Origin of the sequence: Collinsella sp. AF23-2 (assembly GCF_003459245.1) — a bacterium.
Taxonomy (GTDB): domain Bacteria; phylum Actinomycetota; class Coriobacteriia; order Coriobacteriales; family Coriobacteriaceae; genus Collinsella.
On record NZ_QRVG01000023.1, the window covers coordinates 18,857 to 36,154 of the forward strand.

The window sequence follows — 17,298 nt, forward strand, 5'->3', positions numbered from 1 at the left end:
CGCAGACACGGCGGGCTTATGGTCGAGAGGCAGAATATGCTGCAAAAAATCCAACGCTTTGGCGGGGCAATGTTCGCGCCCGCCATGCTGTTTTCTATATCAGGCCTCATGGTCGGCATCTCCGCCCTCGCCACGACCGTAGACATCGTCGGCGACCTCGCCGTATACGGAACCCCTTGGTACGTTTTCTGGACCATCATCCAGCGCGGCTCGTGGACGGTCTTTAAGCGCCTTCCACTCCTTTTTGCCGTAGCGCTGCCTATCGGTCTTGCCCAAAAGCAACCGGCACGCTGCTGCCTCGAGGCACTCGTGGCCTATTTTGCCTATTGCTTCTTTTTGAGCGAGATCATTAAGCTGAGCGGAGACAACCTTGGGCTTAAGTACCCATCATCTTTGACCCCCGCCAGCGGTATCACCGTCATCGACGGCATCAAGACGCTCGACACCGGCATTATCGGCCCGCTGGCGGTATCGGCAACCGTCGTCGCCATCCATGACCGCTTCTACGATGCCAAGGTTCCCGATTGGCTCGGCACCTTCTCGGGTTCCTCGCTGGTCTACCTCATCAGCTTTTTTGCCGTGTTTGCCCTTGCCGCCATCTCGGCCGCCATCGTGCCCTTCGCATACGCCGCGACCGAAACGCTGCGCCACGCACTTGCGGGCGTCGGCCCCTTCGGCGTGGGCATCTTTGTGTTTTTGGAGCGAGCACTCGAGCCCATGGGGCTGCACCACCTGCTCTATATGCCCATCTATTACGACAATCTGGTCATTCACGACGGTATTTACGCCACGTGGACCAACCTACTCCCCATTCTCTCCCATAGCACGCGCCCTTTAAATGAACTTGCGCCCTGGGCAGGTTTTACCGCCACCGGCTGGGGCAAGCTCTTTGGCCTTCCCGCCATCGCGGCAGCATTCTATTTCACCGCCAAACCCGAACGCCGCGCCAGCCTTAAGGTCATCCTTTTGCCCGCCATCGTCGCCTCGGTGGTCTGCGGTGTCACCGAGCCGCTCGAGTTTCTCTTTATGTTCACCTATCCTGGACTCTTTTTGCTCTACGCCGTCCTATCCTCCTGCCTTGCCATGACCATGAACTTCTTTGGCATCGTCGGCATCTTCTCGGGCGGTCTCATGGAAATGACGGCCTTCAACTTCATCCCACTCATGCGAATGCATGCCGGCTCCTACCTTTTGGCGCTCGGTATCGGTCTTGCCTTTAGCCTCATCTTTTTTGTTAGTTTTCGAGCACTCATCTTGGTCTATGACCTTAAGACGCCGGGCCGCGAGGATCATGTCTCCAATCGCGCGGCAATCGATCGTTTAACGGGAAGCGGCTTTGCCAAAGAGCAATCTCCCAATGGCGAGGTCAGTATTCAATCCGATCAAGATCACGTCCTCGCTGAGCGGGTAATTCAGCTTTTAGGTGGCGTTGGCAATATCGTGGGCGCAACCAACTGCGCCACGCGCCTGCGCGTCGAGGTCGCAGACCCTTCCATCGTTGCAGATAATGCGTCGTTTGTCGCGGTGGGCGCCAAGGGCCTCATCATTACGGGCAAGACCGCCCAGGTGATTATTGGCATCTCCGTTCCCCGCGTTAAAGAGCATTTTGACCAGATCATGGGCCTCGAGCCGGGATTTGTGTCCACCACCTCGGCCTCCCCTGCCGCCAGCGCAGCCCATAAGCGCGGCGATATCTGCTTCTTCGATATCGACGGAACACTCGCCTGGCAAGACCCTCGAGTGGCACAAGAGCTTCCCGAGAGCGAGCGAGACCTCTCCCCCTATCCCAATGAAGCGGTCTCGCAAGCCATCCGTGATTTTGTCGCCAAGGGCAATATGGCGTTTATCTGCACAGGGCGCACGCTGAGCTGCATCCATCCAAAGCTGCTCGAGCTGCCCTGGACCGGCATCGTCTGCCTCGCGGGTGGCTATGTCGAACTTGAGGGACACGTGATTCGCGATTTGGCGATGACGCCCGGCATGCTGCAGCGCCTTGCTCCCATTCTTGAGCAATCGGACGAAGTGATTCGTTTTGAGGGACTCAATGGCGTCGTTCGCATGAGTGCCGATGCGCCCGACGCCCCAGGATACGCCCGCACCGTGGGCGATGCAATTACGCAGCTGCAACATTACAGCGCCTACAAGATCTTAATGTCCACGTCGCTTGCCAACCGCATCGCTCAGGATCAAGCGTTTGAGCCGCTGCTCTGCTTTAACGAGCTCGAGCTCGAAGTGACCGAGATTTCGCCTCGCGAATGTACCAAGCGCGAGGGTATCCAGTCCGTACTCGACGCCCTCGATCCCCACCACGGAACCGTATACGGCATCGGCGACGCCAGCAATGACGTCTCGCTGATGAACGCCGTCGACGTTGGCATCGCCATGGGCAACGCACCGGACTTCCTCAAGGAAAAGGCCGACTATGTCACCGACAGCATCGACCACGACGGCGTCGTCACCGCGCTCGAACACTTTGGGCTTATCTAGCCAAGCCCCTACCGCACTTGCGGCCGCATGGACCAATCGTCTTCAACCGCCGCGCTCGACGCCCTAATGTGGCAATATGTTGTCTGCATAATGCAACGATGCAACCTATCAAAGAATGCGAGAACCCGTGTCCAGTCCGTTTACCAGCTTTTTAGCCCAGCACTTTGACCAGATTAACGACTATCTGGCCACGTTCTTTGACGGACAGGCGACTTCCGCCGATATCGAGCGTTACCTGTATACCCCGCTCTCGGCATTTACGGCAAACGCTGGCAAGCGCCACCGCCCGCTCATCTGCATGCTCGCCGCAACCGCAGTGGGCGGTAGCTTTGAGAGCGCCCGCAGCGCCGCGGCGGCCATCGAGCACTTTCAGTCGGGCGCACTCATCCACGACGACATCGCCGACAACGGGCAGATTCGTCGCGGCAAGCCCTGCATGCACCTTACCGAGGGCACGGGCCTTGCCATCAATTGTGGCGACCTGGCGCTCACCATGGTCACCAAGACGGTTCTCGACGATCCCACGCTCGAGTCCGACGTGAAGCTGCGTGTGCTCCACGAGCTTACCGAGATGATCGTCCGCACCATCGAGGGTCAAGCGCTTGACCTGGGTTGGGTCCGTGACGAGCGCTTTGATATCTCGGTTGATGACTACCTGGACATGGCGACGCACAAGACCGCGTATTACAGCGGAGCCACGCCGCTTGCCGCCGGAGCCATTATCGGCGGCGGCAGCGAAGAGCAGGTCGAGGCGCTACGCGCCTTTGGCCTGCACACCGGCCTTGCCTTTCAGATTCAGGACGACCTGCTCAACTTGGTCGGCACCAAAGAGGCCGCCAACAAGGACTTCCGCACCGACATCACCGAGGGCAAACGCACGCTCGTTGCCGTGCACGCCCTGTCTGATGAGCGCCATCACGACGAGGTCGAGGCAATCCTTTCCTCGGGCACCGAGGACCCCGCGCAGCTCGCGCGCGCCGTGGAAATCTTCCAGCAGATCGGCTCTGTCGATTTCGCCCACAACTATGCGCTCGACCTGACCGCCAAGGCCAAGGCCGCTATCGAAGGCGTCGAGCTCGACCCGCATGCGCGCGAGCTCTTCCTCTCCATGGCAGATTTCTTTGTGGAGCGCCTCAACTAGCGGGGGTCACAAAACCTGTGGGCAGCGCGTTTGGGTACAAGTTGCTACACTGTTGAGTGCATGTTTATGCATTGTCTCGCGTTGTCTATCCGACACGCGCTCAAAATAGTACGAATCGTACGCCGAAAGGGGTTCGTTCATGGAACCTATTACCACGGGCATGCAGGGAGCAGCCGTCGAGGATGTTCAGTCCCGCCTTCTGCAGCTCGGTTACACCATCGATGCCGACGAGGTCGCCGACAAGCGCTTTGGCACCACCACCGAGCAGGCCGTCAGCACCTTCAGGCTCGACAGCGGCCTTGCTGCCGGTCATGCCGTCGATATCCCCTGTTGGAGCGCCCTGGTCGACGCCTCGTATAAGCTGGGCGACCGCACTCTGTATCTGCGCATGCCCAATTTCCATGGCGCCGATGTGCAGGCCCTGCAGCGCGCTCTCAACGTTTTGGGCTTTGCCTGTGGCGAAGACGACGGCTACTTTGGTCCGCATACCGAGGCCGCCCTGCAGCAGTTCCAGGAAAATGTCGGCCTGTTTGCCGACGGCATGGCCTTCCAAGACACCTACGCCTACATCAACCGCCTGCACCATGTGTGGGAGGGCAAGCCCTCGGTCACCGAAGCCGAGTCCCGCATCGGTTTTGCTCGCGCCGCCAACGTGCTCGAGCGCTTCCAGATCGCCGTTATCGGTGAGGACCCCATCGCACGCAGCGTTGCTTCGCGCATGTGGAACATCGCCACGGCAACGACCGACAACAGCGGCATGATGCTCTGCGACTCCGAGGTCCCAACCGACGTTGACCTGGTGCTCGAGATCGCAAGCGACGAGCTGCCCGCCGACGCCGCGCCACGCGCCACGATTGCCCTCGCCGAGTGCCACAACCTGGCCCAGCGCATCCGCACCGCCAATGTCGCCGCGCAGCAGAAGCCGGCTCGCATTCGCATTGAGCTCACGGGCATGACGCGCTACAACGGCACCTTCACGGCCAGCGACGCGCAGACGCTCGCCGTACGCCTACTCGACGGCGTTTGCGATGCCCTCGCAGATTAGGTAAACTAGACGAGTTGCTTTTGGGCAACACCACACATTGGGACGTAGTTCAACGGTAGAACTCCGGTTTTTGGTGCCGGCTGTTGGGGGTTCGAATCCCTCCGTCCCAGCCATTAAAACTGAGCGCCCTAAGCCCATAACGGCCCAGGGCGCTTTCTTGTGGGCAAGCGGAGGAATTCGAACCCGCAAGGGTGCGGAGCTGAGGAAACGCGAAGCGTTTTCCAGCGCAGCACGCAAGGAGCGAAGCGACGCAGCGGGGCGCGGCCGCCGACCAGGCAGACGCGGAATCCCTCCGTCCCACACCAGCCAAGAGCCCCTCACGTCAAGCAAATCGAGCCAACGCCGCCAAGCGGAGGAATCCGAACCCGCAAGGATGCGGAGCGACGCAGCGGGGCGCGGCCGCCGCAGGCAGACGCGGTGCCGGCACTTGGGGACGCTCCTAAGTGCCGGCATTATAGGAACGTCCCCAAGTGCCGGCTCGGGACTATTTTCGAGGACCCTCCGAAGGACTGTGGCCAAAAAACGGCAAATATGAGTACTGTTACCGTTGTAGCTACATTATTTTCGTTAATAAAAGAAGATCTTAATGAGATTTATTCGCATCAAGGTCTTCCTTTAATGAACACTTGAGGAGATACGGCAGCTTATCTGCTCGATCGACACGTCAAATCACCTTAAATGTGGTCAAAATTACTGCTACTAAAAGAGTATCAGTACTCATATTTGATGTTTTTTGGCCACGGCTCTTTATAGACACCCTGCACAGCGACGGTGGTAGATTTCGGAACGTGTCCGTCAGCCCCGTTCCGAAAAACGAGCCGCATGCAACGGCCAAGCCACGACAGGCCCCGGGAGAGCGGAATTTAGTTGTTCAGCATGCGGTCGAAGCTTCCCGAGTCGCCATCCCGATAGTCGGCGGTCATCAGGATCTCCTGCGGAATGCGCCCGCCCTCGCGTAGCACATTGCGGAACTGCACGCGCGTGACCATGGGCAGATCCTTGATCGTCGCCGCCAAGTTCTGCGGCACGCCCTGGTTGGCAGCCGCGGGCTCGCACTCGCCGCCGGCCTTCACGCGACGCTTATGCTCGGCGAGCATGGCGCGGTACATGCCGGCATGCAGACGAATCTCAACCACATTGGCATTGCGAGCCTGCTCGACGATGCGCGCGCCCTCGCGGTCGATATCGCCCACGTAGTAGACGTAGTTAAAGCGATAGCCGATCTCAGCCAGATAATCGTCCAGGGCATGCGAGACGCTCGCCTTGCATCCGCCGCCAAAAATCACGCCGCCCACCTTGATGCCAAAGAGCTTGGCGTGCTTGCGGCCACGCAGCAGCCTGACGATCTCGTCATAGGTGTCCAGGTTCTCGACCATAATGAACGGCTTATCGGCGCCCAGCGTAAAGAAACCCGTAAAGTGCACGGGGCGGTTGGGGGCGACCTTGATCGCCTGCATGCTGATGCCCTTTTCGGTCATGCGCCTTATCAGGCGCTCACCGTGCTTGCCGTCAAAAGCCTTCTCGTCGTTAAAAATCTGGTAGGCACGCTGGCGGCGCGAGGCAACCGGCGTATCGGCACCTCGGTTTTGCTCGATCCAAGCCTGGATGATTGCGATTTCCTCGGCAATCTTGCGGTTGGACATCTCGTTGTGCTGAGTGCGCTGCGGCGCCTTTTTGCCGTCCTTGCCCTCGACCTTAACAATTTGAGTCTGCTGCTCCTTGATCTTAGAGAGCGCCGTAGGCGTAGGGACAACTTTGAGCAGCTGCCTGCCCAAAACGCGGGCAAGGGCAAACGCCGATACCTCGCCGTGGACGGCCGACTCGGGCTGCTGGGTAGCACTATCAGCCGCGGCAGGCTCAGCCTGTGCATGAGGCTTACGCTTGGAATCTGCCCGGGTATTACGTTCCTGCTTGGGCGCAGACGAGCGCTTTTGCGGACGATCGGACTTGGCCTCCTTCGCCGGCTGGCGCTTGACCTGATCCACCGGAGTCTCGGCCTTCTCATCTCCGTTTTGTGTCGCTGTCTTCTCGGCCGCGGCCTCGGCATTTGAGCCACGACCGCCGCGGTGACGACGACGGCGGGGCTTGCCTGAGGCGCTCTCCCCCGCCTGCTTATCAGCGGTCTGTTGAGCTTTGACCTCAGTGTCAGCCGCAGGCTGCGACTCGGAAGGTTGCTGCTCGCGAGCCGCCGACTCAACGGTTTTCTCGGTTTGTTCGGCCTTCTCGGCCTGAGCGGTCGAAGCCGGCTCGCCCTTCTCCTGACGCCTTACGGGATACGCGCGCCTCGCAAAACCACGCCCGGGACGGCATGAACCCGGAGCCTTCTTGGCAGACTCCTCAACATCGTCTGCAGCCTCGGAAGGCTCTTCAACCTCATGCGCGACATCCTGCTGCGCAGCCTTAAAGTGGGCACCACGGCGACGCTGGGACTCCTGGGCCTCCACGGGCTTTTGCTCCTTCGCGGGCCTCTGCGACTCGGCAGCAACCTCGTTCTCAACAGCCTCGGCATCCGTCTCACCCTTTTGAGCAACGGCGCGACGGAAGCGCTCCTGCTGGGCGCGGCGCTGCGCATCGCGCTTGCCACCTCCGCCAAAACCGCCGCGTCCTGCCTTGGCCGTAAAGGCGCGCACGACGTTCTCATCGAGCAACTCATCGGTATCGACATGCTCACGCGGAGCAGCTTCTTCCACAGCAGGCACGTCAGCGGAATCCTCGACGACAAAATCTTCGACGGACTCGGCAGGCTGCTCCTGGGCATCGCGGATCTCGACATTGATGGTATAGAACGCCGGGCGCCCGTTAATGCCGCTGCCCTCGATCTTGGTAACGATCTTTGCCGCGATGAGCTCATCGCGCATCGCCTTGGTGTCACATTCCTTATCGACGGAGCGGAAAATCTGTGCCAGCGCGCTCGACTTAATCTTGAGTGCCTTGCGGCAGAGCAGGTCGTAGGCAACCAGCTTTGCCCGCTCGGCAGAAAGCGATGTTTGGCTGCTCAGGCGCTCGGCCAATGCATCGACATTGTTTTGGTTATCGGAATATACCGTCTTGGCCACGGGGCCCCTTTCATATGCACACATATACGTCCTTATGGTACAACGCGCGAGCCTATCCACGCAAAACATCTGCGAGGACGCCCGTGCATCACCCGTTCTCGCAAGAAAAAAGACCGGGTCCGCGTCGTTGCGGACCCGGTCTTTCCGAGTCATATGGATGGGACGGTCAGTCCATCAAGCTGACTAGGCCTTGACAGCCTCGGCGTCGGCAGGAGCCTCGGCGGCAGCGGCGCGGCCGTACTCGGCCTTGCCCATCTCGGACCACTCGGGCTCCTCGTCGGGCATGGAACCGGCCTCCTTGCCGAAGAACTCCTTGAGACAGTTGACGGCAACGATAAGGCCCAGGACCATCAGCAGGACGGCAAAGACGAGCTGCAGGCCCTTGGTGGCGGCGACGGAAACGGCAGCCGTGGTGGCAGTAGCCGGGATGGTGCCGAAGAAGCCAAACTGCTGAACGGCAGTCATGCAGCCCATGGCGCTCTGGACCAGCGAGGTGAAGGTGCAGCAGAGCAGGAAGGCGACGGGCACGTAGAGCATCCAACCCTTGCGGCCAGTGCACTTGCAGAACACGGCGAGGGTGATCATGGTCATACCGCCGAGCAGCTGGTTAGAAGCACCGAAGAGCGGCCAGATGTTGGCATAGCCACCAAAGGCGAGGGCGAGGCCGGGAAGCAGGGTAACGACCGTGGCGAACCAGGGGTTGCCGAGGACCTTCATGTAGCCGGCCTTGGACTCGATGGCCAGAGCGTCGTTAGTCTGGGCAAAGAACTCGGAGAACGAGGTACGGGCGATGCGGGCGACAGCGTCGAGCGAGGTCAGGGCCAGAGCGGAGACGTTCATGGTCATAAAGACGGTAGCGAGCGTGCCGTCAACGCCGAAGGCCTGCATACCGCGGGAGATGCCAGCAGCGAAGATCTGGAACGGGGTGGAAGCGACACCGGCGTTGAGGGCGCCGGTACCGGCGGTGTTCATGTCGGAGAACATGATGCCGGCGACGATGATGGCGAGGATGCCAACGAAGGACTCGACGACCATGGCGCCGTAGCCAACCTTGACGGCGTCCTGCTCCTTCTCGACCTGCTTAGAGGAGGTACCGGAAGAAACGAGGCTGTGGAAACCGGAGAGAGCGCCGCAGGCAACGGAGACAAACAGGACCGGGAACATCATGCCGGAGGCACCAGAGAAGCCGGTGAAGACCGGAGCGGTCATCGTAGCCTGGCCGTTAACACCCAGGACAACGATACCGAGGACAGCGCAGGCGATCATGACGATCATCATGATGGAAGTGAGGTAGTCACGCGGGGTCTTGAGCATCTGGATGGGCATAGCGCCAGCGAAGACCAGGTAGACCATGACGACGGCGAACCACTGGAACTTGTCCAGGTAGACCGGGAACTGCATACCGACGGCGAACATGAGGACCATGAGCACCACGCCGGTGACGAACTCGGCAGCGCCGGTGAGGTTGAACTTCTTCTGGGCCCAACCAAAGGCGATAGCGACGAAGGTGAACAGGATGGAGATGGTACCAGCGCAGCCGGCGGCATAGGACTTGGTGAAGTCGATGGCACCGGTAGCAGCACCAGAAGCGTCAACGGCCGGGGTGAACATGAACGTCTTGCAGACCATGTCGGTGAAAGCGGCGATGACGATGATGCAGAACAGCCAGCAGAACAGCAGGAACAGGCGACGGCCGGTCTTGCCGATGTACTTCTCGATGAGCTGAGCGAGCGACTTGCCGTTGTTCTTCATCGAAGCGTACAGGGCGCCAAAGTCGTGGACGGCGCCAAAGAAAATGCCGCCGACGAGGACCCAGAGCACGACGGGAAGCCAGCCGAAGGCCATGGCGACGATCGTACCCGTGACAGGGCCGGCACCGCAGATCGAGCTGAACTGGTGCGAGAACGCGGTGAAGGCGGAGACGGGCGAGAAGCTGTTGCCGTCCTTCATGCGCTTGGCCGGCGTGAGGGCCTCTTTGTCAACGCCCCACTTGTTGGCCAGCCATCGGCCATAGCCCAGATAGCCGCAGGCGAGCACCGCCGCGGCCACAACCATGAGCAAAACTCCGTTCATTACATTTCCTCCTCTAAAAAGAACTTCCCAGACATAAAAAATGAGGGCCGTCGGTTGCGCTCGACGGCCCTCATCTTCATCAGCCGCCCGTTATCGTACGGGCTAGCTGTATGTGCTAACCCGCATCAGATAATTACTACGCTGATATTGTTTAGCTGATGCGTGAACATGTCTAAGAAATCCTCTTCAATCATGATGCGAACTATCCGTGCGTGTTCACATCCCCCAGTGGTTGAAAAGGAGTATGAAACTTTAGTTACCTAAAGTCAACGCAAATTTGTAATGAATTTTCAACTTTTTTGGATTTCTCGGTATAAAACGCCACTGACCTCGGACTTTACCCCACGACAGTTTTTGCATGAGAGATGCCACTGAGAGCCGCGGGAGCCGGGCGGCGCATATGAACTTTATCGCGAGTTCCGCACGCAAAGAAGGCCACTTAATGTGGCCTTCGTCTTGCGCAGGACTGTAGAGCAGGAAACCTTATATCCGGCCCCTCCGGTCGGGGACCGCACAAGCACGACTACAGCGTCATGTTCGGGTCGGCGTCGACGTCGAACGGAGAGATTTCACCTCGGTCGAATTTACGGCGGGCGACCTCTGCGATCATGGCAGCGTTATCGGTGCACGCCGAAAGCGGTGGCACCGTCACGCGAATACCCTGACGTCCGAGCTTCTTAATCATCATCTCGCGCAGATGCGGGTTAGCCGAGACGCCGCCGCCGATGCAATACTCCTTGCATCCGGTAGCATGCAGCGCGTTCTTGGCCTTCTTGTACTGCACGTCAAAGACCGCCGCCTCGAACGAAGCCGCCAGGTCGGGCAGGTGAATCGTTCGGCCGGCCTTGGTCTCCTGCTCGATGTAGAGTGTCACAGCGGTTTTAAGGCCCGAAAGCGAGAAACGATAGTCTCCCCTGCTGTTAAGCGCACGGGGGAAATCGATCGCGCGGGGATTGCCCGTCTCGGCCAGCTTGGAGATGATGGGGCCACCGGGATAGCCCAGACCCAGCGCCTTGGCCACCTTGTCGAAGGCCTCGCCCACGGCATCGTCGAGCGTCTCACCGAGCACCTCGTAGTCGCCCCACGCTTTCACATGCACGAGCATGGTGTGCCCGCCCGAGACAAGCGTGAAGATAAACGGCGGCTTGAGGTCGGGTTGCGCCAGCAGGTTGGCAAACAGATGGCCCTCAAGGTGATTGACGCACACAAGCGGTTTGCCGGCAGCATACGCAAAGCCCTTGGCGAAGGCGACGCCAACCACGAGCGCGCCCACCAGGCCCGGACCCTGCGTCACACCCACGGCGGCAAGCTCACTTGGCGCAATCGCCCCGTCCTCAAGGCCAAGCGACGCCGCGGCATCTTCAAGCGCCGCATCTACGACACTCACAATCACCTCAACATGCTTGCGCGAGGCGATCTCGGGCACCACGCCGCCAAAGCGGGCATGAAAATCAATCTGCGTCGACACCTGGTTGGCCAGCATATTGCCGTCCGCATCGATAATCGCCACCGCCGTCTCGTCGCAGGAGCTCTCGATAGCGAGTACAAGACGACGACGCTCAATCTCGACACGCTCCTCGGCAGAGCGCCTGGGCGCAGGCAGGGGCCATACGCGCTGCTCGGCTGCCGTCGGCTCGGGCGAGGCGTTATCGACCGGAAGCACGAGGGGCAACGGCGCCGTCATGACGATGGCGTCCTTGCCGGCACCGTAGTAGCCACGACGACGACCCGCCTCGGTAAAGCCCAGGGCGGCATAGAGTGCAACCGCGCCCTCATTGCCGTCCTCGACCTCGAGCGAGGCCGTCGTACAACCGAGCATCTGGGCGTCATAGCTCACGTGCGACAGCAGCTTGCGTGCAATGCCCTCGCGACGATGCGCCGAATCAACGGCAACGTCCATGATCTGCACGTCACCATCGACAACCATACCGCCGGCAAGGCCCAGGAGCTGGCCGTCATCGTGAGCAACCCACCAGCTGCGCGGAGCGGCAACGTCCTGACCCAGCTCGGACAGGAACATGCTCGGGGTCCACGCCTCGTGCCCGGCGCCTTCAAAGCAGGCTGCCTCCAGCGCGCTCGCACCCTCGGCATCAGCTGCACCCATGGGGCGGAACTGCAGATGGCGACCGGCAAGCTCATCGGCCACGCCCGTAATTTCACTCTGCGCACTCTCGGCAAGACCAAGACGCTTGCGCTCGTTTTCCTCGGCATCCGAAAGGCGCGTGTAAATCGGCAGGACGCGGGCCGGATCGCCGTCACCCGCAGCGTGCGCGAGCAGCAAGCCCTCGCCCGAAGGCCACCACAGGTCGCGCTCCACGCAGCGGGCGGCCTCGTCCTCACCCAGCAGCTTGCCATAGCGCACGAGACCGTCACCGGTCAGCTGAACCTGGCCCCAGTCCGCTGCTTGGCGCCACTCATCGAGCGCCACGGCGGCCTTGACCACGTGTTCGCGCTCAAATTGACGCTCGGGACCCTCATCGACCAGCATATACAGCGCCGGATATACCTCACCGCGCATAGCATCGGCCAAGATACCAAGCTTGCCGCGCACGCCAGCCTTCCACGCCGTCCAAGCGCAAGCGTCGAGCGTCGACACGCCCAGCAGCGGAACATTGGCACCACGCGCGAGGCCCTTGGCAGTGGAGATGCCGATGCGCACACCCGTAAAGGACCCCGGGCCGCGGCCGACCACATAGCAACCAACATCGCTGCGATCCAGACCGGCTTGAGCCAGCACGCCATCAACGGTATTCACGAGCTCAACGTTGGCGTGACGGCGACACATGTGGTCGCCACTCACGAGCTTCGTCTCACCCGTCTGCCCATCAATCCAGCTTGCCGCGCAGGCAAGCATGTCAGTCGAGGTATCGAGCGCCACCACCAGCGCGTTGTCGTTATGCAAGCTCATCTTGTACAGCCTTATCAATCAAATGGGAAAGCTCCATTGCGCGGTCACCGTGCGCCTCAAGCGTTATCGTTCGCACGTCGCTGTCGCCCTCATCACGCCTGAGCGTCACCGAAAGATACTCATCCGTCAGCTCGTCCTGGAATTGTTCGCCCCATTCCAGCAGGCAAGCACCCTCATAGCCCAGCACATCGAAAATGCCCGTATCCTCGAGCTCGTAGGCATGCTCCAGGCGGTATAGATCAAAGTGAAACAGCGGAATACGACCTTGATCGTGAACGGCCATGAGGGCGAACGTAGGGCTCGTAACCATATGCCCATCGCCCAGCCCGCGCGAGACGCCCTTGGTAAAGTGAGTTTTGCCCACTCCCAGGCCACCGGTCAGGATGAGCACATCGCCGTCCTCAAGGCACGGTGCAATTAGCTCGCCAAAGTACTCCGTATCGGCAGCGCAAGTCGTTTTGTAAGTACCTACCCCCAGGCGCTCCAGGGACATATATGCTCCTTATTATTCCGAGGCGTCCTCTGGCGCGGGATGTCGCTCCAGATAGTCGCCCAGCATCTTAAAGTCTTCCTCCAGCAGCTCCTGCCACGCCGGATTGCGCAGCGCTGCTGCCGGATGGAACGTGGGCATTACCACAAAATGCCCCATCTGGTGGAACCTGCCGCGCAGCTTAGTAATGCCAATCTCGGTCTTTAGCACAAAGTGCGTCGCGGGGTTGCCGAGCGTCACAATAATATCGGGCCAGATGCTTCGAATCTGCTCACGCAAAAATGGCGAGCAAGCCAGCACTTCCTCGGGACGCGGATTGCGGTTTCCCGGCGGGCGGCACTTAAGCACGTTGGCAATGTAGACGTCTTCGCGTTTGAGCCCCGCCAGCGACAAAATGCCGTTGAGGTCCTCGCCTGCCGCCCCCACAAAGGGCTCGCCCTGCAAATCCTCATTGCGGCCCGGCGCCTCGCCAATAAACATCACGCGAGCGTGGGGGTTTCCCACGCCAAACACGATGTTATGGCGCGACTGGTAAAGCTGGCAAAGGTGACAATCGCCCAGAACGGCCTCGATCTCCTCGAGTGCGACCTCACGCGGCGCCTGATGGCTATGGCCGGGGATGTGCATGACGCCCATAGCGACTCCTACACGTAGACCTTGTCGAGACGCATACCAAAGCCGCAAGCGACCTCGTAGTTAATCGTGCCGCGTAGGCGCGCCATCTCGTCCATGGTAATCTCGGCATCTCCATCGCGGCCGACAATGATCATCTCGTCACCATACTCGGCCTCGGGAATCTCATGCGCCGGGTTGGACTGAATGGCGACCATAAACTGGTCCATGCAGATATTGCCCACCTGACGCACACGCTCGCCGCGATACAGCACGTCCATACGATTGGAAAGCGTACGCGAAAGGCCATCGGCATAACCGATCGGAAGGGTGCAGATCTGAACGCGCGTGCGCGGTACGCGGTAGGTAAAGCCGTAGCCCACGCCCTCGCCCATCGCAGGATGCGCCACGCGCGTCACACGCGCGTGGACGCTCATGACGGGATCAAGCTGCATCACGCGACCACTCAGCTCACATGGCTGCAGACCATACAAACCGATGCCGGCACGAATCATGTCAAAGTGCATTGAAGAATCGAGCATCGAGGACGGCGTATTGGCACAATGCACGATACCGCATTCAAAACCTGCGTCCTTAATGGCCTGAACGGCCTCGGTAAAACGCTGGCACTGCAGCTTGTAGTCCCAACCCGAAGGTTCATCGGCCGTGGCAAAGTGCGTAAATACGCCGTCGCACTGGATGCCGCGATGGAAACTGATGCCGCGTACAAAGTCGAGCACCTGTGTGTAGTGAACACCGATACGATTCATGCCCGTCTCGATGGCAAGATGGTACTTGCCCACCTTGCCCGCCGCGACGGCGCATTCGCCATACGCAAGAGCAAAATCGGACGTATAGACCGAGGGCATGATATCGAATTCGAGCAATGCAGGAATAGCCTCGATAGGCGGCTCACTTAGAATCAGGACGGGCTTAGTAATCCCGCCCTGACGGAGCCCAACGCCCTCGTTAACCGTCGCCACGGCAAACATGTCGGCACCGGCCGAATACATGATCTTGGCACACTCAACAGCTCCATGACCATAAGCATCGGCCTTGACCACGCAGCACAGGCGCTGACGCGGATTCAACAAGTTCTTATAGGCCCTCGTGTTGCGACGGAGCGCCCCGCGGTCGATCTCGACCCAGGACCAGCGCGTCAAATCGGCTTTATTCATGATTAGTCATCCGACCCTTCGTCCATGATTCCCAGATCTTCGAGCGCATCCTTTGCCGCCAGCTCCATGGCAGGACCGATCAAGTCGATAAGATCGGTCGCGATGACGCTCTTCTCACCATACTCCGTCGCCGCGGCAAAACCGGCGTAGCTGTGAAGTGCGACGGCGTACGAATACAGCAACTCCCAACGATCCATCTCGTCGCGCATGGTGGCAAGCGTGCCGGCCAAAATACCCGCGAGAACATCACCCGAACCGGCAGTTGCCAGAGAAGCCGGACCCGAGAGCGGCAGCAGCACACGCTCAACGCCACAGATAGCCGTCGTCGGCCCCTTGGCAATGACCACCAGATTGTCGGAGCCTGCAGCCCAGACAACCTTCTGCGCGGCCGCAATCGCGGTACCAAGGTCGTTCACCTCGTCACCGGCAACCAGGCGCGAAAGCTCACGATAGTGCGGCGTCATAACCAACGGCTGCTCGCGGCGATACATCTCGGGGTTACTATCAATACCGTCAATGGCAATCTTAGCAAGGCAGTTGAGTGCATCGGCGTCCAAAATTAGCGGTACATCAAGCTCGAGCAAGCCCGAAACCACCTGCATAGCGCCGGCAGACGTCGTCATACCGGGACCGCACAGCACGCAGCTGTACTTCTTTGCGATCTCGCACACCGTCATGCGCGCAGCGGCGCCAAAGGAGCCGCGGGAATCAGACGGAATAGCAAAGACCGGAATCGAAGGAAGTGCCATGCGAATGAGATTGGCGCAGGCGTCAGGAGCCGCGACTGCCACGTAACCAGCACCCGCGCGAGCTGCAGACTTGGCCGCCATAATGGCAGCACCAGGATATTGCGCAGATCCGGCGACAATAAGCACGGAGCCACGGGAATACTTATCGATATTCGATGGTAGCGGAGCAAAGTAATCAACTAAGTCACCGGGCTCGACAATCTCGGCGGCGTGGTCGACATCATCGATGACCTCGTCAAGACGGTCGTAAAGATTGCCGCAGATCAAATCGCCAGCATACTCAGGACCATCAGCGCTATACAGACCAATCTTGGGCGCAATCATCGTCACCGTGCGCTCGGCACGAATGCAGCCGTCATCAACAACGCCCGTCTCTGCATTCAGGCCCGAGGGGACATCAATGGATACGACACAATCGGCGCATTCATTGACCGTAGGAATCCAAATGGAGAACGGCACACGCAGATTCCCGTGGAAACCGGTACCAAAAATGGCATCGACAACAACATCGGCCTTATCGATCAAAACCTCGAGTTCATCACGCGAGGGGCCGACGCAAACGTGCACATCGCGGCCGGCAGTACGACGAGCAACATGACGTGCCAGAGCAGCAGGAATCTCATCCGGTTCAACCGGAGAAACGATATCCACGTCCACACCCTTATGGCTCAGGATATCGGCGGCAACCCAACCGTCGCCGCCATTATTACCAAAACCGACCAAAACGAGAACCCGATCGGGATTGAGCTTCAAGACCTCGTTAGCGGCAAACTCACCCGCTAGCTCCATAAGCTCGGCCTTCGAAGTCCCTTCGCGTTCGATGATATCCTCGAGACGAACGACTTCTTCGGTACTCAAAACCGGTTTCATCTATGCTCCTAGCGTATCTTGCGAAGCATCGCCCAGGTGCTCCGTCAATGCTGAATTCTGCAGCTGCTCGAGCTCATCTAATACAGAGCGAGCCTCTTTAAATGTCTGCGTAACGCGTTTCTTGGTGCTCACCTTTTCATCTTTTGGCTTAGGCCGAGCATCTTCGGTAATCGCGATGGCATTCGCAACGGCCAAGTCTCCCGTAAGCGTAATGGAAAGAGCGACCTCAACAACGCCCAGTTCTTGAGCGATCTCGAGAGCACGGCCCGAAAGCAGCGCCTTCGGTTTGCCGAGTTTATCACGCGTTACCGAAACATCCTTGCGACCTACACCTTGACTAAAACCCGTGCCGAGAGCTTTAAGCACCGCCTCGCGCGAAGCAAAGCGGCTCGCATAGTGAGCAGCGGGACGCGATGATGCATCGCAATACGCACGCTCTTCTTCGGTAAACACACGCCGAGCAAACGACGGCGTCTTTTCAAGAATTGATTTCATGCGGGAAATCTCGACGATATCAACGCCGATACCAACTTCAGCCATGTTCACCTCCATATCGCACAGACTAAGTTATTGTAGCCCGTTCGCAGAAGATGCGACAAACGAGGGTTATAAAACACAGCTACTATGTGAGACAAATTGCCCGAGATACAAAAAAGGGGGAGGCCGCGAGGCCTCCCCCTTCTTCAAGT

Annotated in this window: 11 protein-coding genes and 1 tRNA gene; 4 read left to right on the forward strand and 8 right to left on the reverse strand. The window is 59.5% G+C overall.

From position 1 onward, the window contains the following. The first annotated feature begins 36 nt into the window (after positions 1–36). The 4 genes from DWY03_RS08455 to DWY03_RS08470 all read left to right on the forward strand — a co-directional run bounded on the left by DWY03_RS08455 (position 37) and on the right by DWY03_RS08470 (position 4,786). Positions 37–2,487: a PTS transporter subunit EIIC gene (locus DWY03_RS08455; RefSeq protein ID WP_158549382.1), complete on the forward strand. Its 2,451-nt coding sequence runs from the start codon at positions 37–39 to the stop codon at positions 2,485–2,487. A 127-nt stretch (positions 2,488–2,614) separates the two neighbouring features. Then, the gene (locus DWY03_RS08460; protein WP_117774255.1) at positions 2,615–3,628 is read left to right on the forward strand and encodes a polyprenyl synthetase family protein; all 1,014 of its coding nucleotides are present in this window, start codon (positions 2,615–2,617) and stop codon (positions 3,626–3,628) included. 139 nt (positions 3,629–3,767) lie between these two features. Beyond that, positions 3,768–4,673, forward strand: coding sequence for a peptidoglycan-binding protein (locus DWY03_RS08465; protein WP_197032236.1), 906 nt, complete (start codon positions 3,768–3,770; stop codon positions 4,671–4,673). Positions 4,674–4,711: 38 nt separating this feature from the next. Continuing rightward, positions 4,712–4,786 (forward strand) — tRNA-Gln (locus tag DWY03_RS08470). Positions 4,787–5,536: 750 nt separating this feature from the next. Here the strand turns inward: DWY03_RS08470 and DWY03_RS08475 are convergent. From DWY03_RS08475 to acpS, 8 genes are all read right to left on the reverse strand, one after another. Continuing rightward, positions 5,537–7,729: a hypothetical protein gene (locus DWY03_RS08475; protein ID WP_158558643.1), complete on the reverse strand. Its 2,193-nt coding sequence runs from the start codon at positions 7,727–7,729 to the stop codon at positions 5,537–5,539. 183 nt (positions 7,730–7,912) lie between these two features. Further along, positions 7,913–9,802 carry a carbon starvation protein A gene (locus tag DWY03_RS08480; RefSeq protein WP_117840449.1) on the reverse strand — a complete coding sequence of 630 codons (1,890 nt, stop codon included), beginning with the start codon at positions 9,800–9,802 and terminating at the stop codon, positions 7,913–7,915. Positions 9,803–10,325: 523 nt separating this feature from the next. Next, complete coding sequence (gene tsaD / locus DWY03_RS08485) at positions 10,326–12,710, reverse strand: tRNA (adenosine(37)-N6)-threonylcarbamoyltransferase complex transferase subunit TsaD (protein ID WP_117840451.1); 2,385 nt, start codon at positions 12,708–12,710, stop codon at positions 10,326–10,328. Continuing rightward, a complete protein-coding gene (gene tsaE / locus DWY03_RS08490) occupies positions 12,697–13,203 on the reverse strand; it encodes a tRNA (adenosine(37)-N6)-threonylcarbamoyltransferase complex ATPase subunit type 1 TsaE (protein ID WP_089573670.1) in 507 nt (168 codons plus the stop codon). The genes tsaD and tsaE overlap by 14 nt, the downstream gene beginning before the upstream one ends. A 12-nt stretch (positions 13,204–13,215) precedes the next feature. Beyond that, entirely contained in the window at positions 13,216–13,836 is a 621-nt protein-coding gene (locus DWY03_RS08495) for a uracil-DNA glycosylase (RefSeq protein WP_089573671.1), read from the reverse strand. Positions 13,837–13,844: 8 nt separating this feature from the next. Continuing rightward, positions 13,845–14,990, reverse strand: coding sequence for an alanine racemase (gene alr / locus DWY03_RS08500; protein ID WP_089573672.1), 1,146 nt, complete (start codon positions 14,988–14,990; stop codon positions 13,845–13,847). A gap of 2 nt (positions 14,991–14,992) precedes the next feature. Beyond that, on the reverse strand, positions 14,993–16,609 hold the full coding sequence (locus tag DWY03_RS08505) for an NAD(P)H-hydrate dehydratase (RefSeq protein WP_117840453.1): 1,617 nt from the start codon (positions 16,607–16,609) through the stop codon (positions 14,993–14,995). Beyond that, positions 16,610–17,149 (reverse strand): holo-ACP synthase, encoded by a 540-nt coding sequence (gene acpS, locus DWY03_RS08510; protein WP_117840455.1) that lies wholly within the window; start codon positions 17,147–17,149, stop codon positions 16,610–16,612. Positions 17,150–17,298 lie beyond the last annotated feature (149 nt).